The sequence below is a fragment of the Arthrobacter sp. FW306-1B-G06A genome (assembly GCF_058781765.1).
Genome location: NZ_JBYSXB010000090.1, coordinates 1 through 1,173 on the forward strand (window position 1 = coordinate 1; position 1,173 = coordinate 1,173).

The window sequence follows — 1,173 nt, forward strand, 5'->3', positions numbered from 1 at the left end:
ACCGTCGTGCTCTGGTTCAACGTCCACCTCGACGGCTCCAGCCCGGCGGATGACACCTGGATGTACCTGGACGACGTCACCCTCACCAACACCCAGACCACCCCCACCGCACCCGCAGCCCCCACCGGGGTCACCGCGGCCGCCGGGAACGCCTCAGCCACCGTGACCTGGACCGCCCCGAACAACGGCGGCTCCCCGATCACTTCCTACGCCGTCACCCCGCACGCCGGAACCACCACCCTGGCCCCGGTCACCGTGACCGGCAACCCGCCCGCGACGACGGCCACCGTCACGGGCCTCACTAACGGCACGGCCTACACCTTCACCGTCACCGCCACGAACGCGATCGGCACCTCCGCCCCGTCGGCGGCCTCGGCCGCAGTCACCCCGACCGCGGGGGCCACGGCACCCGCAGCCCCCACCGGGGTCACCGCGGCCGCGGGGAACGCCTCAGCCACCGTGTCCTGGACCGCCCCGGGCAACGGCGGCTCGGCGATCACCTCCTACGCGGTCACCCCGCACGCCGGCGCCACCGCCCTGGCCCCGGTCCCCGTCACCGGGAACCCGCCCGCGACGACGGCGAACATCACCGGACTCACTAACGGCACCGCCTACACCTTCACCGTCACCGCCACGAACGCCATCGGCACCTCCGCCCCGTCGGCGGCCTCGGCACCGGTCACCCCCACCGGAACAACGACCTCGGCCATCACCAACGGCGGCTTCGAATCCGGGCTCACCGCCTGGACCACCGCCGGGGTCAGGGCACCCGTGGCCTCCACCACCGCCCACACCGGCACCGGCTCCGCGCTCCTGGGCCTGGCCTCAGGAACCGAACCCCTCGGGGACAGCAGCCTGTCCCAGACCATCACCATCCCCGCCACCGGAACCACCACCCTGTCCTTCTGGTACCAGCCCCACAGCCAGGAAGACCCCTGCACCGGCAACGCCTGCCCGTACGACTGGATGGAAGCACAAGTCCGCACCACCACCGGCACCACCCTGGGCAGCCTCTTCAAACTCTGCAACAACAACGGCACCTGGACCCAGCTCACCGCCGACCTCACCGCCTACAAAGGCCAAACCATCACCCTCTGGTACAACGTCCACCTCGACGGCTCCAGCCCCGCCGACGACACCTGGATGTACCTCGACGACATCACCCTCACCAAC

Annotated in this window: 1 protein-coding gene; it reads left to right on the forward strand. The window is 71.0% G+C overall.

Annotated elements, in window-relative coordinates; genetic code table 11:
- On the forward strand, positions 1-1,173 hold a 1,173-nt coding region (locus AC3WJM_RS23000), incomplete at both ends, for a fibronectin type III domain-containing protein (protein ID WP_492273057.1).